General features: G+C 46.5%; 19 protein-coding genes. 10 read left to right on the top strand and 9 right to left on the bottom strand.

Annotated elements, in window-relative coordinates; translation table 11 throughout:
• Position 1 precedes the first annotated feature (1 nt).
• The 3 genes from ABDW33_RS01210 (at position 2) to ABDW33_RS01200 (ending at position 3,472) form a co-directional block, all read left to right on the top strand.
• A complete protein-coding gene (locus ABDW33_RS01210) occupies positions 2-427 on the top strand; it encodes a DUF983 domain-containing protein (RefSeq protein WP_343688242.1) in 426 nt (141 codons plus the stop codon).
• Between the two features lie 376 nt (positions 428-803).
• Positions 804-2,849, top strand: a complete 2,046-nt coding sequence (locus tag ABDW33_RS01205; protein WP_343688241.1) for a sensor histidine kinase — start codon at positions 804-806, stop codon at positions 2,847-2,849.
• On the top strand, positions 2,846-3,472 hold the full coding sequence (locus tag ABDW33_RS01200; protein ID WP_343688240.1) for a response regulator transcription factor: 627 nt from the start codon (positions 2,846-2,848) through the stop codon (positions 3,470-3,472). The genes ABDW33_RS01205 and ABDW33_RS01200 overlap by 4 nt, the downstream gene beginning before the upstream one ends.
• On the opposite strand, the gene ABDW33_RS01195 is transcribed toward ABDW33_RS01200, so the two are convergent.
• The gene (locus ABDW33_RS01195; protein ID WP_343688239.1) at positions 3,464-4,153 is read right to left on the bottom strand and encodes a Crp/Fnr family transcriptional regulator; all 690 of its coding nucleotides are present in this window, start codon (positions 4,151-4,153) and stop codon (positions 3,464-3,466) included. The two genes, ABDW33_RS01200 and ABDW33_RS01195, sit on opposite strands and share 9 nt — an antisense overlap.
• Entirely contained in the window at positions 4,140-4,904 is a 765-nt protein-coding gene (cobA, locus tag ABDW33_RS01190; RefSeq protein ID WP_343688238.1) for a uroporphyrinogen-III C-methyltransferase, read from the bottom strand. The genes ABDW33_RS01195 and cobA overlap by 14 nt, the downstream gene beginning before the upstream one ends.
• A gap of 182 nt (positions 4,905-5,086) precedes the next feature.
• On the opposite strand from cobA, the gene nirB reads away from it, so the two are divergent.
• The 7 genes from nirB (at position 5,087) to ABDW33_RS01155 (ending at position 17,254) form a co-directional block, all read left to right on the top strand.
• Complete coding sequence (nirB, locus tag ABDW33_RS01185; RefSeq protein WP_343688237.1) at positions 5,087-7,573, top strand: nitrite reductase large subunit NirB; 2,487 nt, start codon at positions 5,087-5,089, stop codon at positions 7,571-7,573.
• On the top strand, positions 7,564-7,935 hold the full coding sequence (gene nirD / locus ABDW33_RS01180) for a nitrite reductase small subunit NirD (protein ID WP_343688236.1): 372 nt from the start codon (positions 7,564-7,566) through the stop codon (positions 7,933-7,935). Before nirB ends, nirD begins: the two co-directional genes overlap by 10 nt.
• 77 nt (positions 7,936-8,012) lie before the next feature.
• A complete protein-coding gene (locus tag ABDW33_RS01175; protein ID WP_343688235.1) occupies positions 8,013-9,368 on the top strand; it encodes an alginate export family protein in 1,356 nt (451 codons plus the stop codon).
• Positions 9,369-9,464: 96 nt separating this feature from the next.
• Entirely contained in the window at positions 9,465-10,763 is a 1,299-nt protein-coding gene (locus ABDW33_RS01170; RefSeq protein ID WP_343688234.1) for an MFS transporter, read from the top strand.
• Positions 10,724-14,212: a molybdopterin-dependent oxidoreductase gene (locus ABDW33_RS01165; protein ID WP_343688233.1), complete on the top strand. Its 3,489-nt coding sequence runs from the start codon at positions 10,724-10,726 to the stop codon at positions 14,210-14,212. The genes ABDW33_RS01170 and ABDW33_RS01165 overlap by 40 nt, the downstream gene beginning before the upstream one ends.
• Positions 14,206-15,576: a rubredoxin gene (locus tag ABDW33_RS01160; protein WP_343688232.1), complete on the top strand. Its 1,371-nt coding sequence runs from the start codon at positions 14,206-14,208 to the stop codon at positions 15,574-15,576. The genes ABDW33_RS01165 and ABDW33_RS01160 overlap by 7 nt, the downstream gene beginning before the upstream one ends.
• Positions 15,577-15,739: 163 nt before the next feature.
• A complete protein-coding gene (locus ABDW33_RS01155; protein ID WP_343688231.1) occupies positions 15,740-17,254 on the top strand; it encodes a malate:quinone oxidoreductase in 1,515 nt (504 codons plus the stop codon).
• Positions 17,255-17,392: 138 nt separating this feature from the next.
• Here the strand turns inward: ABDW33_RS01155 and ABDW33_RS01150 are convergent, their stop codons facing one another.
• From ABDW33_RS01150 to ABDW33_RS01120, 7 genes are all read right to left on the bottom strand, one after another.
• On the bottom strand, positions 17,393-18,439 hold the full coding sequence (locus ABDW33_RS01150) for an acyltransferase family protein (protein ID WP_343688230.1): 1,047 nt from the start codon (positions 18,437-18,439) through the stop codon (positions 17,393-17,395).
• Positions 18,440-18,540: 101 nt separating this feature from the next.
• On the bottom strand, positions 18,541-19,215 hold the full coding sequence (locus ABDW33_RS01145; RefSeq protein WP_343688229.1) for a hypothetical protein: 675 nt from the start codon (positions 19,213-19,215) through the stop codon (positions 18,541-18,543).
• Positions 19,216-19,423: 208 nt separating this feature from the next.
• Positions 19,424-20,809, bottom strand: a complete 1,386-nt coding sequence (locus ABDW33_RS01140; RefSeq protein WP_343688228.1) for an undecaprenyl-phosphate glucose phosphotransferase — start codon at positions 20,807-20,809, stop codon at positions 19,424-19,426.
• Between the two features lie 11 nt (positions 20,810-20,820).
• Positions 20,821-22,050: a WcaI family glycosyltransferase gene (locus ABDW33_RS01135; protein ID WP_343688227.1), complete on the bottom strand. Its 1,230-nt coding sequence runs from the start codon at positions 22,048-22,050 to the stop codon at positions 20,821-20,823.
• A 2-nt stretch (positions 22,051-22,052) separates the two neighbouring features.
• On the bottom strand, positions 22,053-22,601 hold the full coding sequence (locus ABDW33_RS01130) for a WcaF family extracellular polysaccharide biosynthesis acetyltransferase (RefSeq protein WP_343688226.1): 549 nt from the start codon (positions 22,599-22,601) through the stop codon (positions 22,053-22,055).
• Positions 22,598-23,044 carry a VanZ family protein gene (locus tag ABDW33_RS01125; protein ID WP_343688225.1) on the bottom strand — a complete coding sequence of 149 codons (447 nt, stop codon included), beginning with the start codon at positions 23,042-23,044 and terminating at the stop codon, positions 22,598-22,600. Before ABDW33_RS01125 ends, ABDW33_RS01130 begins: the two co-directional genes overlap by 4 nt.
• 5 nt (positions 23,045-23,049) lie before the next feature.
• Positions 23,050-23,958 carry a glycosyltransferase family 2 protein gene (locus tag ABDW33_RS01120; protein ID WP_343688224.1) on the bottom strand — a complete coding sequence of 303 codons (909 nt, stop codon included), beginning with the start codon at positions 23,956-23,958 and terminating at the stop codon, positions 23,050-23,052.

Genomic DNA, 23,958 nt, shown 5'->3' with positions numbered 1-23,958 from the left:
TATGTGTGCAGAAAAAATCGAAAAACGGCCTAACCTGTTCCTTAGTATCTGGAAAAACAGATGCCCCGCCTGCCGGAAAGGAAAACTTTTTAAAACGGACAATGCCTATGACCTGAAGCACTTCACAGAAATGAACGATAAATGTCCTGTATGTGGAGAGGACCTGCAACGGGAAATCGGATTTTACTTCGGCACCGGCTATGTAAGCTATGCACTTACCGTAGCTATCAGTGTGGCCACCTTTGTGGCCTGGTGGGTGCTGCTGGGTTTCTCCCTCTATGATAACAGAATTTTCTGGTGGATTGGCGTGAATGCAGTATTACTGATCCTGCTCCAGCCACCTATTATGCGCATATCCAGAACCATCTGGCTGGCCTTCTTTGTCGGGTATAATCCTGAAATAAAAACAGGACACTATCAACACTAATGTGCGACAGGTCCCTTGGTCAGCTCAGAATATGAAATATAAAACGGTTGCGGGAACAATAAGATAAAGAGAAAATCGTTTTTTAAATACAGGCAGCGGGTGTACGAATCCCGCTGCCTTGTCATCTCTGGGGTTTGTTCAATAAAATCTATGGCCTCGTGAATATTTTTGATAAGGTTATCGTCATGTTTGTGGCCTTTCGGCATATTTCGCTTTCACATTTCCCTTTCGACATCACAAAAGTACAGCCTGTTCTCCCTGAAAAAAATCCCGGAAAACAGGGGTTTTCTTACCTGATCATATTAAAAACAATCTAAATCCAATAATCTCAACCAATTAGCTATATTTATAAAATATTTTATATATTTCCATCCGGATGGGAACAACATTTACTTACAGACGGGTATTAAGCATACTCATTATCATGCTGTTAATTGCTAACAGCGTCTTTATCACCAGCTGCTCCAGGTCCAAACCGACCTACCTCGATAGCCTCCAGAACGCTATCCGCAGGGTCCCCGACGAAGCTGCCAGGGTGGAATTATTTCTCCGGCTCGCGAAAAAATTGCAGACTACCGACAGTGCTTTAGCCTTCTCTTATATACAACAGGCACTTAAACTGGAAGAAAAACGGGGCAACAAGCTCGGAATCGCCAGTGCTCACCTTGCGCTGGGTGAATGGTACCGCACGTACCATGATCCACAGGAAGCAGAGAAGTTCCTGATCCTGGCCAAAGAGGCCCTCAAAAAGGACACCGCCAGGGAAAGCCGCAAGCTCATGGCCATGACAAGAATTAATCTCGCCATGGTCATGGGCGATAAAGGCTACGCCCAGCTACAGGTAGAAGAATACCTGAAGGCTATCCCCATACTTGAACAACTCAATGAACCCAAAATACTGGGGGCTACCTATCAAAGCCTGGGAGACATCTTCTTTAATAAGGCACAATACAAAACTGCCACTACATATTATAATAAGAGCCTGGATACCTATGCAGACTCGGCAGAATTCACCTCCGACATCATCAGCCGCCACCTGAACCTGTCCAGCTGTATGTTTTTCCTGGATAGCCTGCAACAGATGCAGCAACACCTTGCAGATGCAAAAAAGAAGTTGGACTCCATGCCTGGCGACTCTTCCATCCTATGGGCTTCCTGGTTCGACTACCAGGGACAGCTGGATCAGAAGCACCAGATGTATGTACATGCTACGACCATGTTCAACAGTGGACTGTCTATCGCCCGTCGCTACCAGGACAATACCGCCATTTGTCAGAATCTGTACTCCCTGGCCAAACTGCATAACCGCCTGGGTCAGTACGATATCGCCATGTCTTTCATGAATGAATATAAAGCACTGGCTTCCTCACTCAGGGATTATCCCCTGCACATGCCGGCGCTGGACCTCATGGCGGATATCGCTTACAAACAAAGTAATTCAGACCAGGGTTACCGGTTCCTGCGGGAATATATCACCCTCTCCGATAGTATGCAGGAACAGGAAGTGACCGCCAAACTGCATGAACTGGAAACCCAGTTCCAGACGTCCGAAAAGGAAAGACGGATCCTCCAGCTGCAACATGAAAACGAAAGACAGGAATTTGCCCTGCAGAAAAACAGGTTGTTGATTTCACTGATGATCGTTATCATGATCTCATTGCTCGTCGTAGCAGGTTTAAGTTATTTATTCTATCGAAATGGCCGCAAGTTGCTCACACAACAGGAACAACTGCACCAGTTCGAAGTAGACCGTATCCGCCAGGAACACCACATCTCTCTCCTGAGCGCTATGCTGGAAGGACAGGAGCAGGAGCGTACCCGGCTGGCCAGGGACCTCCATGATGGATTAGGCGGATTATTATCTGGTATCAAACTTGAGCTATCTACAATTCCTACTATAGACGATATAGCCATTAAGCATGACAAAGTAAATAACACACTTCAGCGGCTGGATGGCGCCATGGATGAGCTACGCCGCATAGCCCGCAGCATGATGCCTGAAATACTGATCAAATATGGACTGGGCGAAGCAACCGTAGAATACTGCCGTGGCCTCAAAAAGACCGGGGTAAATAATATCGTCTGCCAGGTATACAACTTCCATACTGATAGTATGAAACATACCCGTCAGGTAGTACTGTATAGAATTATGCAGGAGCTGGTCAATAATGCTATCAAGCATGCCGCCGCCTCCCAGATCCTGGTACTCCTGCAGCAAACCGGCGACACTATCTTCCTCACTATTGAAGATGATGGTGCTGGTTTCGACACCACACAGGGTAATAAACTGAAAGGCGCCGGCCTCGCCAATATACAGGCCCGTGTAGACTTCCTTGGTGGGAAAATGGAAATTCAATCAGAAATTGGAACAGGAACCACCATCACAATCGAATGTGCAACAAGCGAAAAAAATGATGCATGATAAAGGTTATAGTTGTAGAAGACCACCCCATTATGGTGGAAGGACTGAAGAACATACTGCGTACTGATCTGACCATTGATGTGATCGGGGATTATGGCAATGGAAAAAGCGTACTACAGGCATTAGAAGAAAAAGAGCACCCGGATGTCATCCTTATGGATGTTAATCTTCCGGATGTAAGTGGCATCAACCTGACCACTGAAATCAAAAAGAAATATGAAGATATCAGGATCATCGCCCTCAGCGTACACGATGAACAACCTGTTATTCACAGTATGCTCCAGAATGGAGCCAGTGGATATGTGTTGAAAAATGCATTGGGCAATGAAATCATTAAAGCCATCAATACTGTGATGGACGGGGAAGAATACCTGTGTACCAGTACCCGCGAAGCACTGAAAAGCGCTGACCAGGACCTGCTCAAGGCCATCCCTCGCATCACACGCCGCGAAAAGGAAATTCTCCAGCTCATCGGCAAAGGCCTCACCACTATTCAAATAGCGGAACAATTATTTATCAGTACCCATACAGTAGAAAGCCATCGTAAAAATCTGATGGAAAAATTCGGTGTGAACAATACGACTTCGGTTGTAAAACTCGCCGCTGAATACAAACTATTGTAACTGCGAATATGCCTGCAGCTTCGCTGTATCTGTCACGGCTATGCTCTTGCCGGATACAGCGATCGCCTGCTCCTGGATCAGGTCACTCATCGTTCTGAAAGCAGTTTCATACGTGGTACCTGTATAGGAAGCCAAATCCTGCCTGCTCAGTATCAGGTCGATATTCCCCTCTTCGTCCTGCCCAAACTTCTCTGACAACAACAATAACGCATACGCAATTCTTCCCTTTACCGGCATATTCACCAGGTTCCGCATCTTCTGCTCTGACTCCTGCAATTCAGTGGCATAAAAAAGCATCATCGCATAGAGAAAGTCATGATTCACTTTCAGCGTCGCCTGGAAAAAACCGAGCGGAATAAAACAAACTTCTACCGGCTCTAAAGCCGTGGCCGATACGGGATAAAACTGGGTGTTACCTACACCCCTGTGGCCCACAATGTCTCCTTTCCTTGCAAAACGGACAATCAGTTCCTTCTCTTCCCCCCAGTGCTTATGTACTTTCACAGAACCACTATATAAAAAAAAGATACCCTGTACAGGATCTCCCTCCTTAAATAACAGCCCGCCTTTTTTGACAGCATAGGTTTGCTTGTGTGCCTGTATAGCGGGTTTCCATTCGGGTACACAAAGCCGGCAGAACATACAGGTGGCATTATCGCAACCTGGCTTATCTTTCTTCATTGTTCTTTTTTTTGATCAATGCCTGCACTTCGGCAGCTATATTACGCAAACGTACTACTTCTCCTACTACTATCACAGCAGGATTTGCCAATCCTTCATGTTGCGCTTTATAATAGATGTCCTTTACTGTCCCGATGACCATTTTGTCCCGGCCCGTGGTCGCCTCCTGGATGATGGCCACCGGCAGATCCCTCTTTCCATGTTGGGCAAAAATCTCCATGATCTCCTCCAGCTTGCTCATTGCCATTAATATAATAACAGTAGCTGTAGAACGCGCTGCCAGCGCTATATCACCTGAAATATCACCAGTCAGCGTAGTACCCGTCGTTACCCAAAAGCTCTCCGTAACTCCCCTGCTGGTCAATGGTATCATCTGTGACTCCGCCGCTGCCAGGGCACTGGAAATACCCGGAATAACCTCTACTTCCATACCGGCAGCATTAGCTGCTGCTATTTCTTCTCCTGCACGGCCAAATACAAATGGATCCCCCCCTTTCAGTCTTACCACATGCCCATGACTATATGCATACTCCACAATCAGGTGGTTGATCTCCTGCTGGGACAATGAATGACATCCATATCTTTTTCCTACAAACTGCACGACCGCCCCCGGCTTCGCATATTTCAGCAAGACTTCATTCACCAAAGCATCATACAGAATCACATCTGCCTGTTTCAAAACATTTATTGCCTTCAGCGTAATTAGTTCCGGATCACCCGGACCAGCACCTACCAGGGATAATTTTGCCATACTTAAATATATTATAAATAATTTTATGTGATATAAATCATACTAATCACTATAAAAATACATTAGTTATTCTTAATTTCATGATGCAAGTCATAGAAAAAGGAATAAAAAAGACATCCAGAAAGGAAAAAGTTATCATATTAACTATTTCATAATAAATAACCTTCTGCTTCTTATCAACCATGAAAATAGTAATCATTGGCAATGGAATGGTGAGTTATAAGTTTTGTGAGAAGATTCTCTCAAAGACACACACTACACCACCTCAGATCACAATATTTGGTGAAGAGCCACGCCCGGCATACGACCGGGTGCACCTGAGCGGGTTCTTCGCAGGCAAAACCGCCGATGATCTCCTCCTCGCTCCTTCCTCCTGGTACAGCGATCATAATATACAACTACACCTCGGAGACCCTGTTCAACATATTGACCGCGAAAATAAGACCGTCCACTCCTACAAAGGTATCAACGAATCTTATGAATATCTCATATTCGCCACAGGTTCAGCTGCTTTTGTTCCTCCCATCCCCGGTGTAGATAAAAAAGGCGTTTTTATCTACCGCACCATTGAAGACCTGGAGCTTATGCGGGATTATGCCCCGAAAGCGAAGCGTGGCGTTGTGATCGGTGGCGGTCTCCTGGGCCTGGAAGCGGCTAAAGCCCTCCTGGATCTGGGTATTCCCGATACCCATGTCATCGAATTTGCACCCCGGCTCATGCCCCGCCAGATCGATGATGCCGGCTCCCGCATCCTGCAATCCAAACTTAACCAGCTGGGCCTGGAAATCCATACCAATAAGAACACCTCTATTATATTAGGTGACGATGCCATCACCGGATTACAATTTGCCGACGACACCCAGCTCGATGCAGATATGCTCGTCATCTCTGCCGGTATTAAACCCAGAGATGAACTCGCAAAACTTTGCGGACTGGATACCGGCCACAGAGGCGGCATTGTTGTAAACGACCACCTGCAAACCACTGACCCTGCGATTTTTGCCATCGGTGAATGTGCCCTGCATAACGGTATGGTCTATGGCCTCGTAGCTCCCGGGTACGAAATGGCAGAAGTTGTTGCCACCAACCTGACCGGAGGCAATAAAACCTTTACCAGCTACGACATGAGTACCAAACTCAAGCTCATTGGCGTAGATGTGGCCAGCTTCGGGGATCCCTTTACCGGCCGCCCTATCGTTTACGAAGACACCATGAAAGGTATCTACAAACGTATCAATGTTTCTGACGATGGCAAACAACTCCTGGGCGGAATCCTCGTAGGAGAAGCTGAAGCCTACAACATGCTCCTGCAAACCGCCAAAAATAAAGTAGTGCTGCCTCCCAATCCGGAAGACGTACTGCTCGGTGCCCGCGGAGGTGCTACTGAAGCAGGTCCGGGTGTATTAGGCCTACCCGACGATGCAATCATCTGTAGCTGTGAAAGTGTCTCCAAAGCCGCCATCTGCCAGGCTGTAGAAGCTGGTCATGAATCACTTAATGATGTAAAGAAATGTACCAAAGCCGGTACCTGCTGTGGTGGCTGTGTTCCGATGGTCAAAGACCTGATCACCTCTACCATGAAGGCACAGGGCAAATACATCCGTAACGTACTCTGCGAACACTTCAGCTATTCCCGCCAGGAACTATACGACCTGATCAAAGTAAAGAACTTATATACTTTCGACGAAGTGTTGGATACCTACGGTCATGGTGACGGCTGCGAAACCTGCAAACCTGTAGTCGCCTCTATCCTCGCCAGCCTCTGGAATGAACTCATTCTCGACAAAGGCAATGATACCGTTCAGGATTCAAACGACCGCTTCCTCGCCAATATACAAAAAGGTGGTACCTATTCCGTAGTACCCCGCATTCCCGGTGGCGAAATCACACCTGCCAAATTATTGGTCATCGCAGAAGTGGCGCTCAAATACAATCTCTACACCAAAATCACCGGTGGTCAGCGTATAGACCTCTTCGGAGCTCACCTCAGCGATCTGCCTTCCATCTGGGAAGAACTGATCGCTGCGGGCTTCGAGAGCGGCCATGCTTACGGCAAAGCACTCCGCACTGTCAAAAGCTGTGTGGGGTCTACCTGGTGCCGCTTTGGCCTGCACGACAGTGTGAGCTTCGCGATTCAGATCGAAGAACGCTACCGTGGCTTACGCGCTCCTCACAAGATTAAGTCTGCCGTTTCAGGTTGTATCCGCGAATGCGCAGAAGCCCAGAGCAAAGACTTCGGCATCATCGCTACCGAAAAAGGCTGGAACCTCTATGTAGGCGGAAACGGTGGCTCCAAACCACAACACGCCATCCTGCTGGCAGCTGACCTCGATAGCGACACCTGCATCCGCTATATCGACCGCTTCCTTATGTTTTATATCAAAACCGCCGACCCCCTTACCCGTACCGCCACATGGCTCAACAAACTGGATGGTGGCATCACCTACCTCCGCAATGTTGTCGTGAACGATAGTCTGGGGATCGCCAGCCAACTGGAAGCAGACATGCAATCACTCGTAGACAGGTACAAATGCGAATGGAAAGAGGTGGTTGACAATCCTGAATTGCGCAAACGCTTCAATCACTTCGTAAACGCCCCCGGCGAAAAAGATCCTACCATAAAATTTGATCATCTCAGAGAACAAAAAAAAGCTGCCGAATGGAAATAACAACAGACACACAGACTGCATGGGTACTGGCCTGCCATACCTCCGACGTCCCTGCTAACGGTGGCGTATGTGTAAAACTGGGCGATGAACAGATCGCACTATTCCGCTTTGCCCGCAGGAACGAATGGTATGCCACGCAAAACCTTTGCCCCCACCGCCAGCAGATGGCACTGAGCCGGGGCATGACCGGCACCCAGGAAGGAGAACCTAAGGTTGCCTGCCCTTTCCACAAAAAGACCTTCTCGCTGAAAGATGGCCGCTGCCTTACTGATGAGCATGAATGTAACATCACGACCTATCCCGTGAAAGTGGTGGAAAATAATGTATATATAGGCGTGTATAATCCGGCGACGATCATGTAATTTACGATTAGATCTGTCATGTACTGAATGACAACAGTGTAACAATAATCGTAACTAACACCACTCAACCAAGATTTATGAAGCTACTGTTCCGCGCCGGAGCATTCTCCATCTTACTTAGCGCTATCTCCTATCTCCATGCAGATGCGCAATTTTCTATCGGGGCACAATTAAGAACGCGTACCGAGTACCGGGATGGACAAGGTGCACCACTTCCACACGGGGCGAATCCTGCTGTCTTTACATCCCAGCGCACCCGTCTCATGGCCGGGTTCACCGGTTACCGCTTCAAACTGGGCGCCACTATTCAGGATGTAAGAGTATGGGGACAAGATGTATCCCTCATTAACAGAACCACCACCCAGGACCTTAACGGCCTCATGGTGCACGAAGCCTGGGCAGAAGTCATGTTGCTGGATACAGTGTACAAAAACAAAACCCTGAACCTCAAAGTCGGCCGACAGGAAATTGCCTACGACGACATGCGGTTACTGGGTAACCTGGATTGGCTGCAACAAGGTCGTCGCCACGATGCTGCCATCCTCAAGTATGAGACAGGCCCTTTCCAGTTACACCTGGGAGGCGGCTTTAACCAGAACAAGGAAAACGCCACTGGTACCATCTATAACGAAACGCCTCCGGGCAACTATACCGCTACTACCAACGCAGGTACCATGTACAAAGGCATGGAATTCCTTTATGCCGGCAAAAAATTCAGGAAGGGCAATATGTCATTCCTCTTCTTTGCTGACCAGTTTTCCAAATATCACATCGATACTGTAGCTGGTGTAGCAACCAAAGTGTATGAACAGGCTACATACACCCGTATGACCACCGGACTGTTTTATACCAACACATTCGACAGGTGGACAGTAACAGGATCCGGTTATTACCAGTTTGGTAAAGGTGCTACCGGCCTGAAACTGAATGCCGCTACCCTGAATGCAAACTTCATGTACCAGGTATCCAAACCATTCAGTGCTGGTGCAGGTCTTGACTTCGCCACAGGCGGTACATCCAGAGATGGCAAAACCAGCAATGCTTTTGACTTCCTGTATGGCACCCCACATAAATACTGGGGCTATATGGACTACTTCTATGTAGGCAGCCCATTTGGCAACAGGGGCTTGCAGGACTACTATATCAAAACAAAGTTCAAACCAAATACAAAATGGACACTCACCGGCGATATCCATGAATTCCTCGCCAGCAGTGAAATTCCCGGATACGACACCCGTCGCTTTGGAGAAGAACTCGATATCGTAGGCACCCTGGCCCTGACCAAAGTAGTCAGCTTTGAAGGTGGTTACAGCCACTTCTGGAGCACCAATGCATTAACATCCGCAGGCGTTAAAAATGTTGCAAACGCTAAAAGCAATAGTAACTGGGCGTACTTAATGATCATCATCAAACCGGATTTTATTTTCAAGTAAAGAATTAAGATAACCGTTCGCCAGCCATAGCTGAAATCACCCTTCAGCTAAACGGTACCGCCATGCCATTACTCAACCAAAAAAACTCATTACACTATGTCGCAAAACAACCAGCTCACGACACTTCCGCTATTCTCACTGAATAGCATTAACATGCGCACTTTTCACATTACGTGGCTCATGTTCTTTGTTTGTTTCTTCGGCTGGTTCGGCCTTGCACCGCTCATGCCCACCATCCGCGAAGACCTCGGCCTCTCAAAAGCACAGGTAGGCAATATTATCATTGCCTCTGTATCCGGTACCATACTTGCCCGTCTCATTATCGGGAAACTATGTGACACCTGGGGCCCCCGTAAAACAGCGACCCGCTTACTGATTGCAGGTTCACTCCCTGTATTCCTGGTGGGCCTGAGCAGGGATTACACCTCCTTCCTGATCTTTCGCTTAGCCATCAGTGTAATAGGCGCCTCCTTTGTAGTAACGCAATATCATACTTCCATGATGTTTGCAGCCAATATCAAAGGCACTGCCAATGCTGTAACCGGTGGCTGGGGTAATTTAGGTGGTGGCGTGACCAACATGGTGATGCCTGTCATTTTTGCAACAATTGTAGGCTTTGGGTTTACAAAGTCTGAAGCATGGCGGTACGCTATGATCATCCCGGGTATCCTGATGCTCATTGTCGCCTTTCTGTACGCCCGCTTTACAAAAGATACACCGAATGGTAACTTCGATGAGATCGGTCATCATGCCAGCAAAACCAAAACTGATTATACCATCCTTGCTGACTGGCGCATCTGGGCGTTAACACTCGCCTATGCCATGTGCTTTGGTATGGAGATCACCTTTGACAACGTCGCCAGCCTGCACTTTGTAGATACCTTTCACTTATCACAGAGCAGCGCCGGCTTCTGGGCAGGTGTGTTTGGTTTTATGAACCTCTTTGCCCGTGCCATGGGTGGCATCATCTCGGATAAGGTAGGTGCCCGCTTCGGACTGAAAGGAAAAGGACGCCTGCTCGCCATCGTATTATTACTCGAAGGTATCGGCCTGCTGTTCTTCGCACAGGCGGGCAATCTTACACTCGCCATCATATCCATGCTCTCTTTCGCGCTCTTCCTAAAGATGGCAAATGGTGCTACCTATGGTATCGTACCCTTTATCAATGATAAAAACATCGGACTGGTAAGCGGTATTGTAGGTGCAGGTGGTAACCTGGGCGGTATGCTCTTCGGCTTCCTGTTTAAATCTGAATCTATCACCTATGTACAGGCATTCACCTACATCGGCTATATCGTAATCGGTGTGTCGCTCATCGTGATGCTCACAAGATTTATCAGTAAACCAGCGAAATCATGGCTTCATATAAAACAACCTGTTGCTATTGCGGAGTAGGCTGTGGCATCGTCGTACACCAGGACCGGCAGGGAAAAATCCAGGTAGAAGGTGATAAAGATCATCCTGTAAACAGGGGCATGCTCTGCTCCAAAGGCATGAACCTGCACTATACCGTGATGGACACCAGCGATCGTTTACACTATCCTGAAATGCGCTATAATCGTCATTCACCCAGACAACGTGTCTCATGGAATCAGGCCCTGGACCGCACCGCTGCCGTGTTTACGCAACTTATTCAACAATATGGCCCGGATGCTGTAGCTTTCTACGCATCCGGGCAATGCCTTACCGAAGAGTACTACGTTGTCAATAAACTCATCAAAGGCTTTATTGGGAGTAACAACATAGACACCAACTCACGTCTCTGTATGAGCAGTGCTGTGGCTGCCTACAAAATGGCATTGGGGGAAGATAGTGTACCTGGTGCTTATGATGATCTTGAGCAGGCTGACTGTATCTTTGTAGCCGGTGCAAATCCTGCATGGTGTCATCCGATCCTCTGGCGACGCGTGGAAGCTGCAAAAGCCGCCAACCCGGATCTGAAGATCATTGTCAGCGACCCCCGTGTAACGCAGAGTTGCGCTATCGCAGACCTGCACTTACAGATCCATCCCGGTACCGATATCGTATTACATCACGCCATTGGCCGCATATTAATAGAACAGGGTCATGTCGATCCGTTATTCATCCGCGATCATACCGAAGGTTTTCAGCAATACAGGAACATCGTAATGGAACGCAGCATTGCCAGTGCTGCTGCCATCTGTGATATACCCGAAGCAGCTATCTATGAGGCGGCTGCCCTTATCGGCCATGCCACAGGCTTCATGACCCTCTGGACGATGGGCCTCAACCAAAGCGTGGTAGGTGTACGTAAAAATCTTAGTCTGATCAACCTGCACCTCATCACCGGGCAAATCGGCAAACCCGGGGCTGGCCCCTTTTCACTCACAGGCCAACCGAATGCGATGGGCGGCCGTGAAGTAGGTGGCCTCTCCAATCTGCTGCCCGCTCACCGCGTATTAGACAATCCTGCACATCGTAAAGAAGTACAGGCGTTCTGGGGCGGCGTACCGCTCTCTGAGAAACCAGGCCTCACCGCCACCGAGATGTTCACAGCACTGAATGACGGGAAACTTAAAGCTATCTGGATCATGTGCACCAATCCACTCGTGAGCTTACCTGATGCGCGACTGGCAGAAGCTGCGTTAAAAAAAGCGAAATTTGTAGTGGTACAGGAAATATCCAATCGCCCTGAAACCCTGCAATATGCAGACGTCATTCTTCCTGCCGCAGCCTGGACGGAAAAGGAAGGTACCATGACGAATGCAGAACGCCGTATCAGTTATCTGCAAAAATTGACCACGCCCCCCGGCGAAGCACTGCCTGATGCAGAGATCATCTGTCGCTTTGCACGCAAAATGGGCTTCCATGGCTTTGACTACGAAAATGCAGCCGCTATCTATGCTGAACACTGCCGCCTGACCGCCGGTACCAACATCGATATAAGTGGCCTGAACTATACTACCTTACAGGAAAAACGTACCGTACAATGGCCTTATCCCCAGGGAGCCAGCGGCGAGGGTACACCACGCCTGTTCACTGATCATCATTTCTACACTAAAACCGGCAGGGCTGTTATCCATTCCTTCCCGGATGGTAATCATTCCACACCTCCCGATCCTGAGCTGCCGCTCATTCTCACTACAGGCCGCATCCGCGACCAGTGGCATACCATGAGTAAGACAGGTAAAGTAAGCAAACTAAAACAACACATACCCGCACCACTGCTGGAAATTCATCCGGACGATGCAGCAGCAAGGAACATCAATGCAGATGATATTGTTGAGATTTACAACAATAACGGCAACGTGCGTGTGAAAGCGCTGTTGAGTGCCAACATCAAAAAAGGCGTTGTGTTCCTCCCGATGCACTGGGGCAAAACCCTGAACAGTGACCTGAACAGGGCCAATAACCTGACCCATGCACTGGTAGATCCCATCTCAAAACAACCTGACCTTAAATATAGTGCTGTGCAGGTACGTCGCTTTCAAAAACCTGCACAGCGTATTATTATTATCGGCGCAGGTGCAGGTGCCTGTGGATTTGTAAAGTCCTATCGCGCAATGAATACAACGGATGAAATAACCGTATTCAGCAAAGAGAACTTTCCTTTCTACAACCGGGTCATGCTTCCTGACTATATCAGCGGTACCCAGCAATGGCAGCAACTCATAAAGATGTCTGACGAAGAAGAAGCAGCACTGAATATCAACCTGCTAAGAGGTATCAGCATCGTAGATATTGACCGCCGGAATAAGACGGTCACTGATAGTAAAGGCAATGAACATCAATATGATATTCTCATACTCGCCATGGGCTCAAGAGCTGCCATGCTCAAAGGTGTTCCCCCATTACCAGGGGTGTTCACCATGCGTAACCGCTTAGATGCAGATGCATTTATCAAACATATTGATCCTGCAAAGGGGAAAGTGATGATCGCAGGCGGTGGCCTGTTAGGCATAGAACTCGCTGCATCGCTGAGAGAAATTGGTATAGAAGTCGGCGTATTACAACGTACCTCCCGCCTCATGTCTGCACAACTAGACAAATTAGGTAGCCAGTTGCTTTACGAAGAACTGACTGACAGAGGTATTGAAATATTATACAATGATGAGATAGAACGCTTTACCGGGATAAAACAACTAGACGGGATCCGCTTAAAGAGTGGTCGCCATGTACCCTGCCAGGCAGTCGTGCTGTCCATAGGTACCACTCCAAATATAGAGCTGGCACAGGCTTCGCAGCTTACCTGCAACAGGGGCGTAGTCGTAAATGATTACCTGCAAACCAGTGATCCCGACATATTTGCCATTGGCGAAATCGCAGAATTCAAAGGCACACTCTATGGAATCACGGCCGCGGCAGAGCAACAGGCCGCCGTTGTTGCAAAGTTCCTGAACGGGGATATCAGTACTTATTACCAGGGGTCACTCTTCATGAACATCCTGAAGATGCATGGTACAGACCTCTGCGCCATGGGTACTGTAGAGACACCGAATGATCCTGCCTTTGAGGAAGTGGTGTTCATTGATAAGTCAAAACGTTATTATAAAAAGTGTGTCATTCACAATGACCGCCTTATTGGTGCCATATTAATCGGTGATAAGTCAGAGTTCCTGGAGTTCAGAGACCTGATAGCGAACAAAATTGAATTGTCAGAGAAACGCCTCGCGCTGTTGCGATCCAACAGGAAGGCAACACCTGTCGTTGGCAAATTGATCTGCAGTTGTGGGAGTGTAGGAGACGGCAATATAAAAGAGAAGATCAAAGAAGGTGTGCATACACTGGAAGGCATATGCCAGGCCACAGGTGCGGGGTCGGGCTGTGGTAGCTGCAGACCGGAGGTAAAGGCGATCCTTGAAAACATGTTACAACCATGCTGAAGAAAACACAAACTATACAGATCAATTTCCCGGGGGGCATCATCTCTCCCGGTTACCTGCTGTCTATACTGGAGATCGCAGAAGCTGCAAAAGTTTCGGAAGTCCGGTTCGGACAGCGGCAACAATTGCTCATAGAAGTATCTGCCGGAACAGTCCCGTTATTTGCGGATCATGTCAGTACGACACCTAATATAATAAGCTCCTATCCGGCTAATGGCATTTTCATTTCAAACAGCTGGCTTTCTGAAGGGATCTATAAAGATGTATTCGAAATGCTGAACTGGGAGCCGAAACTGAAGATCAATGTGTGTGATAGCCGGAATACCTTTACGCCCTTCTTTACCGGCCACCTGAACTGGATTGCCGGCGCACAGCCCAATTACTGGCACCTGGTGATCCGATATCCAAAGAGTAACCACCTCTTTGCATGGCCGGAACTGTTGTATACCAACCATATAGGAGAACTGAGCAGGCAACTGGAAACACAGTTGCTCAACAATGAACCCGTCACTGGCGTACCAGTAGAAAAAGAGCTGAAACTGCCTGACTTTCACCTACCCTACTACGAAGGTTTCAATAAATATGATCAGTATTACTGGTTAGGTATTTACAGGCGCAATGAATACTTTCCTGTCTCATTTCTAAAAGGGCTTTGCCATATCTGTCTTGAAACAAAGACCGGACAACTCTATGCCACACCCTGGAAATCATTGATCATCAGGAACATTGAACAGGAGCACCGCCCGCTGTGGGACTATCTTTTAGGCAAGTATGGTATCAATGTCAGGCATGCCGCCAATGAACTGAACTGGCAGATCCCTGATAACAACGAAGATGCACTGGTGCTAAAACGCCATATCATCCGGTACTTCGATAATGCAGATGTACGCACCTATGGACTTTGTTTCAGTGTGGGACATCATTGTTTTGGCGGGATCGTGATCACACAACAGGAGTCGAAATATAAGACCGCACTTAAAGGCCAGCTTCGCTATGATATCAGCTACACACCGGACTTCAACCCCAATTCAGGTACCCTGATCAACTACCGGTCTGGTGTAGCAAAAGAACACCTCGGGCCATACATCACATCACTCTGCAAATCTTTCTACGAAAGACACAGTACGGACGATCCGCTACAGGGTTATGTTGCAGCGCATACATCACCCGTACCGGCAGTGGAAAAACAGGTGTATCAGTGTCCCGCATGCCTGAGTATTTACGATGAACAGGTAGGGGATCCTGATCAGTCTATCACACCAAATACACCATTTGAGCAAATAACTGACCACTATCATTGCCCGCTTTGTGAAGCGCCTGCAGGTACTTTTAACCGGGTCGTATATTCCACACTTATTGTATAAAAACAGCGGCTTCCTCTCCCTGCTATTGGCTTTAACAATACATTTGCATTTTTGCAATACCGTGTACACCACTACTTTCTACACCATTCTCATCCTTTTTGCCTTATAAAAACAGTCAAAAAACGGTGATTTCACTACAAAATCCGATCATTAAGTATTATTTTTGCGCTGCAAATCGCGTAAAAAAAATAATATGTCTCCTAAATCGGCGCCTGACATCGTATTGATCGGTGCGGGCATAATGAGTGCAACGCTAGGCGTATTGCTGAAAGAATTACAACCGGAGCTGACAATAGAAATCTTCGAACGACTCGACGTGATCGCCGGAGAGAGCTCGGATGCCTGGAACAATGCTGGTACAGGCCACTCTGCTTTCTGTGAGCTGAACTACACGCCGGAAAAGAAGGATGGATCTATCGACATCGGAAAAGCGATTAAAATTGCGGAATCTTTTGAAATCTCAAAAGAGTTCTGGTCATTCCTCGTACAGGCAGGTTGCGTAAACTCGCCGGGCAACTTTATACAGAGCGTTCCTCACATGAGCTTTGTATGGGGAGAGAATAACGTAGAATATCTCAGGAAACGTCAACAGGCGCTTTCTGCAAATAATCTCTTCAAAGGCATGGAATATTCCGACGACCCGGAGGTGATCAAAAAATGGATCCCGCTGGTGATGGAAGGCCGTGACCCGAACGAGAAAGTAGCAGCTACCCGTATGGATGCCGGTACCGACATCAACTTCGGCGCCCTCACCCGTTCTCTCATTGCCTACCTGCAACAACAACCTGGTGTACATCTTCACCTCGAACACGAAGTAAGAGACCTGGACCAGAGCGAAGATGGCAGGTGGAGACTGAAAGTGAAGGACCTGAAAAATGGTAAAAAAAGAACATTACAGGCGAAATTTGTATTCATCGGTGCAGGTGGTGGTTCCTTACCACTACTGGAAAAATCCGGTATCTCTGAAGGTAAAGGCTTCGGTGGTTTCCCGGTAAGTGGTCAGTGGCTGATCTGTAAAAACCAGGAGATCGTTGAAAGACACGCCGCCAAGGTATATGGTAAAGCTTCTGTAGGTGCTCCGCCAATGTCTGTACCTCACCTCGATACACGTATGATCGATGGTAAGAAAGCGTTGTTGTTCGGACCTTATGCCGGCTTCTCCACCAAGTTCCTCAAAAAAGGCTCATGGCTGGATCTCCCCCGCTCTATCAAGTTTAATAATATCCGTCCTATGCTGGCGGCTGGTCTTGATAACCTGCCGCTCACGAAATACCTGATTGACCAGGTACGTCAGTCTCCCGAAGAAAGACTGGAAGCATTGCGCGATTTCCTGCCAGGTGCCAGGATGGAAGATTGGGAACTGGAAATAGCAGGACAACGTGTGCAGGTGATTAAGAAAGATCCCGAGCATGGCGGTATACTCGAATTTGGTACTGAAGTGGTAAGTGCAGCAGATGGAAGTATCGCTGCATTGTTGGGTGCTTCCCCCGGTGCAAGTACAGCAGTGTCCATTATGTTGGAATTGCTGAACAAATGCTTCAGGAAGGAGTTAGCCACTGAGGCATGGAGAAATAAGTTATTGCAGATGATTCCGTCTTATGGTAAGAAACTGGCGGATGAACCTGAAATGCTGGAACAGGTAAGATCCTGGGCAAACAATGTGTTAGAATTGAAATAAAACTATCATACTAAACAGGGAATTCAGCAACGAGGACGAAAACGATAAATCGTAACTACCATGTCCGAAGTTGTCGAATTCCCTGATTTTTTTATCGCAGGGGAGATGCCTCCTTTTATGCATTCAGTCAAAAAATCCCTACCATACTGCTGATATCTTCTGCACAACAGGTATCCTGAATATCGCATCTACTATCGGATCACATAACAATTGCCGCAACTTCTCTATACTGATACCCACCACAAACACAACGATCCCTACGCCCAGCAAAACGCTGAACAATTCCACATCATTATGTATAACACCGTTCAGCATCACCACAAAGTCCCTTAGTACAAAACTGACATTGCTCTGCTCATGTATCAGATATGTTCCAAACACCAGCGTCGCGATTGAATTAATAAATCCACTCCTGATAGATATATCCCTGAATGTATAAAACAGGAATACCGACGCCAGGATAATGAACGGACTATTGTAGTTATATACATTCCATGCCGTACTGTATTTTCCCATTCTGAATGCGGCATAAGCCAGTGCAAAAGTAATAAGGCAGCACAGAACATACCACAACCAGGGCAGCCTGATTACCGGTACATAATAACGACAAAAATAAGCCAGTATATAAATAAAGATGAAATTACAGATCCCATATCCCCGCTCGGAAACGAAGTTTCCCGGAATGTATTTAATATTACAGAAAACCAGCAGGATGAGCAGTATCCATATCAGCTGCCCTTTATTCATCGCATTCAACCCTTTGTTCAATATCGGCGATATAGCATACAATACTAAGAACACCGGAACAAACCACCATCCCTTATAAATAAAAAAGAAGGTGGTAATAAAAGTGACCTTATCAAAATGTGCCAGCCCTGTAACGACGAACAACAGGTACAATACAACAGAATATACCAGTGCCTGGAAGAATACTGTGAAGAATGATTTTACTTTGAACCTGATCTGAAAATAGCCGGAGATAAAAACATAAGTGTTCACAGCCACAATCAGAAAACTATTCAGTAATAACTGGAACCCGGTAGAAGAAGTAGGTATATACCCTCCCGTACCCAGCTCTCTCAATCTTAATCCCCTTGTCACCAAATGATGCATGATGATCATAAACATAAGCACAATACGCAATAGTTCAATATTAGAGTCACGCTGGACTTTTTCAACTTTCATTGGAGCAGATTATAATTATGAATGTGAAACACAAAAAAATAGGGGATATGGACATATCCCCTTTGTTTTAACCTTATCTTATTGTTTCTAAGAGACTTTTTTTATGCCAGCCCGCCTGCCTTATAAGGTATCCTCACAACCACACTCACATTCTTCCCCGGCTCCATCACCAGATCAAAACTTCCCTCATGCAACGCCGCCATATAAGACATTAAATAGCACACCGGCTGGTTGAGCAATTCATGATCAGTATCCCTGAAATAATTTGCATAAAACTGGCCTTTTATCTCAAAATAGCTTTCCTCAAAACTAAATATAAGCTTAGGCAACTGATGACTGGTAGCATGCCGGTTCATCCAGAAATATAAATTCAATATCAGCTGCCGCACCACAAACTCATCGATATATGCATCTATTACTTTCTTTACAGCAGGTAATTCTGTAACAGGCTGCAATATTTTATCATACGGTTCGTCCCGGATCAGCTGATTTAAAAACAAATGCAGACTCGTATGCTTCCTGTTAAAAGCAAAACGCTTATTTAGCATAAACTGTACGATACGTACATTCTGCAGTTGGAAGTCCAGCTCGATCACCTGCGATTTAATGGCTTCCGTCTGACGGGTTATCCTTCCTTCTACCATCTTTCCATCGTACAGCGCTATCAGCTCTACGCTGGAAAGTATGCTCGCTACTATGGATTTCAGCTCATGAAAGATATCTTCGATAAGCCGGTTGTCCTCAAGGAAATTTTGTACTGACACGGAAGTTTTCATTTACTATGCTGTTTACAGGCGCTCTAAAGTTGGTCGTCGGTTTAACAATGATGTAGTGTAAAACTAACACTTAATGCCTGTTATTTCTGTTAACATTATTATCTATACCAGTTTAACATGGCCAATCTGCTGATTTTTCTCAAGATTTTAGCATGCCCAATATATTAATTATACAATTAAACAATTGCCTACCATAGGCAAGGAAACGTTAAAATGCATTTTTATCTCCCCTGATCGTATTAAACACCGTCAGGAATATAATTTTCAGGTCCAGGTATACCGACCAGTTTTCCATATACCAGATATCGTGCTCTATACGCTTTGCCAGGTGCAGATCATCTGTAATCTCCCCTCTGTATCCATTTACCTGCGCCCAACCTGTAATACCCGGTTTTAAGAAATGCCTGATCATGTACTTCTGGATGATCGCAGAAAATTCTTCCGTATGCTTCAGCATGTGCGGCCTCGGCCCTACGATCGACATATCGCCCCACAACACATTCAGGAACTGTGGCATCTCATCAAGGTTCGTCTTTCTCATAAACCTACCTAACCTGGTAAACCGCCTGTCGTTTCTTGTTGCCTGCTTACTGTTCGCATCGTTGTTCACATACATGCTCCTGAACTTCAGACAGCGGAACGTCTTGTTGTTGCGCCCCGTTCTATGCTGAATAAAGAATACCGGTCCCTTGCTTTCCAGCTTCACCAGCAGCGCCAGCAACGGGATAAGCCAGCTCAGTAAAAAGATCGTTACTCCCATGCTGAAAACAATGTCGAAGAAACGCTTCCTGATCCTGTTCGCGATGTCATCCAGCGGCTCTGATCTTAAAGAAATAATTGGAATATCATCCAGGTAATCAACATAGATCTGCCTGTTAACAAACATCCTGAAGTCAGGTACAAAGCGAAAGCGAATAAAATGTTTCTCGGCTTCATGCGCCAGCGTATACAGGTAGGGAAACTGTTCCGGCGACAACGTCGAATAGATCTCCCTGATGTTATTTGACTGTGCATAATTGATACATTCCTGCAGATTGCCGATCACGGGATAATATGACAGCTCATGCACATTGCTGTATTCTTCAAAATACCCCTCAAAACGGAGGTTACTCTTTCTGCCCAGCAGGTTATCCACCAGCTGTTTCGAAAGGTCATTATAGCCCACGATTACCACTTTCCGCTCAATCTCCTTTCGCTGCAGCAGGTAATGTGTCAGCATGTAAAAGAACAGCCTGTCTGCCAGCACCATGATGATGAAGAGCATACAGTACGAAATGATGAAGGTACGGTTGAAGGCTTCTTTGTTTAAAAATACAAATAACAATATCAAAAGAAGGTATAGCAATATGCCCTGTACAGTTTTCCTGGCTATCCGCTCATAACTCATCTGCTGACTCATGAAATAAATACCTGTAGTATACAACGCAATAACCCACGCAATATTTGAAGCGAGTAAAAAAGTATCTCTATCCAGGCGTACCGGCACTTCTTTTTGCTGTAACCAGTAAGAAACAAAAAAGAATAAGGCATTCAGGCAAAAGAAATCCATAATCAGGATCTGAATGCTGCAGATTTTTAAATAACGGTTCAACATAAAAATAAGTTTTATCCTACTACAACATGTTCTTCGAATCGACCCATGATCCTACTGACTGACAGGTAATTTTCTGCATACGCCCTTCCGTTCCCCGCGATCACCCTTACATCTCCATTAACGGACCGCAATATGCCTTCATTGAGCGCCTGCTGGTCTTCTGCATCTACCAGTATACCCATGTTATGCGTACTGACCAGGTCGTGCAGGCTTGTACCACTATTCGCGGTGATGACGGCTAATCCGCCGACCGCTAAAATCGTAGTGAGCTTGCTCGGCATCACCAGGTCACTGGCATTCGCTTTCTGTATCACCAGGTGCACATCAGCCATGTTCAAAAAGTGATTAAACCGTTCAAATGGCTGCAACGGGAAAAAGATCACATTCTCCAGGTTCATCTCCGCTGCCTGTGCCACTAACCGTTCCTTATAGGGTCCGGATCCACAGATCAAAAACTTCAGATGCTTGTCTTCCCGCAATGCCCGGGCTGCATGCAGAATGGATTCCAACCCCTGCTTCTCTCCTATCGCGCCTGAATACAGGACGATCTTGTCGGTCGCAGAAAATCCATATTCTGTTTTCAACAGCAACCGTTCTTCGATAGGATGAAACTTGTCAACATCCACCCAGTTCGGGAAAAAGAAAATCTCCTTCTTCGCCTTCTCCTGGATCTTCTTAATCATACCATCAGAAATACTGCCCACCATATCTGCCTGTCTGAAAATATACCGCTCCATTCTGAAGAGAATATTGATCAGCTTTGGTGAGGAAATCATCTTCAGATCTCTCGCTGCCTCGATCTGCATATCCTGGATATGATAGAACACTTTCGCACCTCTCAGTTTTTTGTAAATCACCGCCAGCAGCCCGAGATGAAAAGGTGGCACTACCGTGATCACCACATCAAACTTCTTTCCCGGCAATAATGTCAGCAACTTAAAAAATGCAGACACCGCAAAGGAAAAGTCAAGCATGATACGTGTCTTGCCCGTGGGCTTTGCCGGCACATACTGTGGGCACCGGTACACCGTGAGGTTGCCCTTTTTTTCTTTGGTATACCAGTTTTTTCTCCTGTCGTAAGGCGGCTGCACCTTCCACTCCGGATAATAGGGATAACTGGTCATTACTGTACAATCATATCCGTTTTCGACCAGCCATTTCATCATCTCACCATTGTACTTCCCTATGCCGGTAGGTTCCGGTGAAAAATTTCCGCCTATGAGTAATATTCGCTTGGACATAACTATGCTAGAATCTCTCTTTTACGTACTGAAATAGCAGGATTCCCTGCATATATACTCCAGGCTTCCATATCTTTCGCTGCGACTGACTTCACAGTCAGCACCGCATGGGAGCCACATACTATACCTGGACAAACTACCGACTGTGCTCCTATCCACACTCCATCTTCTATGCGGATGCCCCCCAGCCTGTAAGGGAAATCACTACGCTTGTAATCATGATTACCCGTCAGCAACATCGCACCCTGCGATATACACACGTGATTACCGATGTATACCTCGTCAAGATTATCAATCCACACACTCTCCCCAATCCAGCAATGATCGCCTATGGATAACTTCCAGGGATATTTGATCCTTACTTTGGTCTTGATCACAAGACCTTTACCCACCTTCGCGCCAAATGAGCGCAATAGCCTTACTTTCATGCCATAGGGCCATGGCAAAGCACTGTTAAAAACGTAATAGTTAACCAGGTACCATAATCCGATTTTCCACTTGGGTCCGGCTGCATAGTTACCTGTGTTAAACCTGGATAGATCGGTGTTCATCGGCGTATGAAATATTTAGTTTGGTTTTGAAAAAAGCGGCATAAATAAACCCCGGCTATGGCGCCTATGGTATTCAGTAATATATCGTCTACATCAGCTACACCTGTTTCCGTATAATACTGTGTTATTTCAATGGCCAGGCTTAACAAACAACCTAATAAGGCAATCTTTATCATACTTTTCATCCCGAATACCCACATCATCACAAACGAAAATGGAATAAACAGGAAGACATTACCAAAAAAGTTTAAGGAGAAATAAAAGGCATGTTTCCACCATGTTCCGCCGTGATTATTGACCAAATCCTTCACACTATCTACAATAGGATGTAATCTTAACCGTTCTGCTGCCGTTAACTTTACCCCTGTTCTCCACGGTGCCCAGAACACGATGTAAATCAAAAGCAGGAAATAACCTGCACTAAAAAAGATCTTCTTCCTCATCCACATCAGTTAAGCACAATATTGTAATCCTCCTTCAGCAATGCCAGCATCTTTTCCTTACCTGTATCTCCATTCAACTTCTGTTCAAACTCTTTCAAATTCACATCGACCAGCAACCTGTACCAATACCCCTGCATAAAGTGAAATACAAACCCGTGGTACCCATCCATAAAACCCAACCGCAACACATACCTGTACAGGAAGTAGAAAGAGGCCCGCATACCAGGCGATAAAGAAGAATATACCCGCTCTTTAAGGAATCGCTTTCTCTTTGCCTGCGTGCTCTCCATTTCCAGCAAACGCTTATCCGCTTCCAGCAGGCGGTATTTAATATTCAGCAGGTCTACCATCTCCCGGATGGCATAGTTATTATGCTTGTTCACCCACCAGTGTATCTCATTCAGGTTATAATCCACGATATTTTCTTTGAACTGTACTGTCTTTCCCTCCGACAATACAATATGCTCATCCATCCAGCGCTGCTCTATACTCCCTATACCATTTCTCCAGATGCGCAATAAATTGTGTGGATAGAACCCGCCATGCCTGATCCACTTCCCTTTGAATAACACCTTTCTGCGGATATACACCCCGCTCACTGCTGCAGGCAGTCCCTTCACTTTTTCATTGATCTCGTTGATCAGTGCCGGTTCCAGGTATTCATCGGCATCCATACGCATCACCCAGGGGGCTTTGATTCCACAGTTATCCAATCCCCACTGAAATTGCTGTGCATAATTCACCCATTTTCGCTGGAACACTGTAGCCCCATAGCGCGCTGCAATTGCTACCGTATTGTCGGTAGAAAATGCGTCTACGATATAAATCTCATCCGATACCTGCCGCATACTCTCCAGGCAGCGGCCGATATGTTTCTCTTCATTGTAAGTAAGAATAATGACTGCCAGACCCAT

The sequence above is a fragment of the Chitinophaga sp. genome (assembly GCF_039596155.1).
Classification (GTDB): domain Bacteria; phylum Bacteroidota; class Bacteroidia; order Chitinophagales; family Chitinophagaceae; genus Chitinophaga.
The sequence above is the reverse complement of the archived record's forward strand: the minus strand, read 5'-3'. Positions and strand labels throughout refer to the sequence as shown.

Excerpts from the sequence above, each read along its gene's own strand:
- ABDW33_RS01200 (WP_343688240.1), top strand. The coding sequence starts at position 2,846 with ATGATAAAGGTTATAGTTGTAGAAGACCACCCCATTATGGTGGAAGGA.
- ABDW33_RS01150 (WP_343688230.1), bottom strand. The coding sequence starts at position 18,439 with ATGAAAGTTGAAAAAGTCCAGCGTGACTCTAATATTGAACTATTGCGT.
- ABDW33_RS01175 (WP_343688235.1), top strand. The coding sequence starts at position 8,013 with ATGAAGCTACTGTTCCGCGCCGGAGCATTCTCCATCTTACTTAGCGCT.
- ABDW33_RS01195 (WP_343688239.1), bottom strand. The coding sequence starts at position 4,153 with ATGAAGAAAGATAAGCCAGGTTGCGATAATGCCACCTGTATGTTCTGC.
- ABDW33_RS01210 (WP_343688242.1), top strand. The coding sequence starts at position 2 with ATGTGTGCAGAAAAAATCGAAAAACGGCCTAACCTGTTCCTTAGTATC.
- ABDW33_RS01160 (WP_343688232.1), top strand. The coding sequence starts at position 14,206 with ATGCTGAAGAAAACACAAACTATACAGATCAATTTCCCGGGGGGCATC.
- cobA (WP_343688238.1), bottom strand. The coding sequence starts at position 4,904 with ATGGCAAAATTATCCCTGGTAGGTGCTGGTCCGGGTGATCCGGAACTA.
- ABDW33_RS01120 (WP_343688224.1), bottom strand. The coding sequence starts at position 23,958 with ATGGGTCTGGCAGTCATTATTCTTACTTACAATGAAGAGAAACATATC.
- ABDW33_RS01145 (WP_343688229.1), bottom strand. The coding sequence starts at position 19,215 with ATGAAAACTTCCGTGTCAGTACAAAATTTCCTTGAGGACAACCGGCTT.
- ABDW33_RS01170 (WP_343688234.1), top strand. The coding sequence starts at position 9,465 with ATGTCGCAAAACAACCAGCTCACGACACTTCCGCTATTCTCACTGAAT.
- ABDW33_RS01140 (WP_343688228.1), bottom strand. The coding sequence starts at position 20,809 with ATGTTGAACCGTTATTTAAAAATCTGCAGCATTCAGATCCTGATTATG.
- ABDW33_RS01205 (WP_343688241.1), top strand. The coding sequence starts at position 804 with ATGGGAACAACATTTACTTACAGACGGGTATTAAGCATACTCATTATC.
- nirB (WP_343688237.1), top strand. The coding sequence starts at position 5,087 with ATGAAAATAGTAATCATTGGCAATGGAATGGTGAGTTATAAGTTTTGT.
- nirD (WP_343688236.1), top strand. The coding sequence starts at position 7,564 with ATGGAAATAACAACAGACACACAGACTGCATGGGTACTGGCCTGCCAT.
- ABDW33_RS01130 (WP_343688226.1), bottom strand. The coding sequence starts at position 22,601 with ATGAACACCGATCTATCCAGGTTTAACACAGGTAACTATGCAGCCGGA.
- ABDW33_RS01165 (WP_343688233.1), top strand. The coding sequence starts at position 10,724 with ATGGCTTCATATAAAACAACCTGTTGCTATTGCGGAGTAGGCTGTGGC.
- ABDW33_RS01135 (WP_343688227.1), bottom strand. The coding sequence starts at position 22,050 with ATGTCCAAGCGAATATTACTCATAGGCGGAAATTTTTCACCGGAACCT.
- ABDW33_RS01125 (WP_343688225.1), bottom strand. The coding sequence starts at position 23,044 with ATGAGGAAGAAGATCTTTTTTAGTGCAGGTTATTTCCTGCTTTTGATT.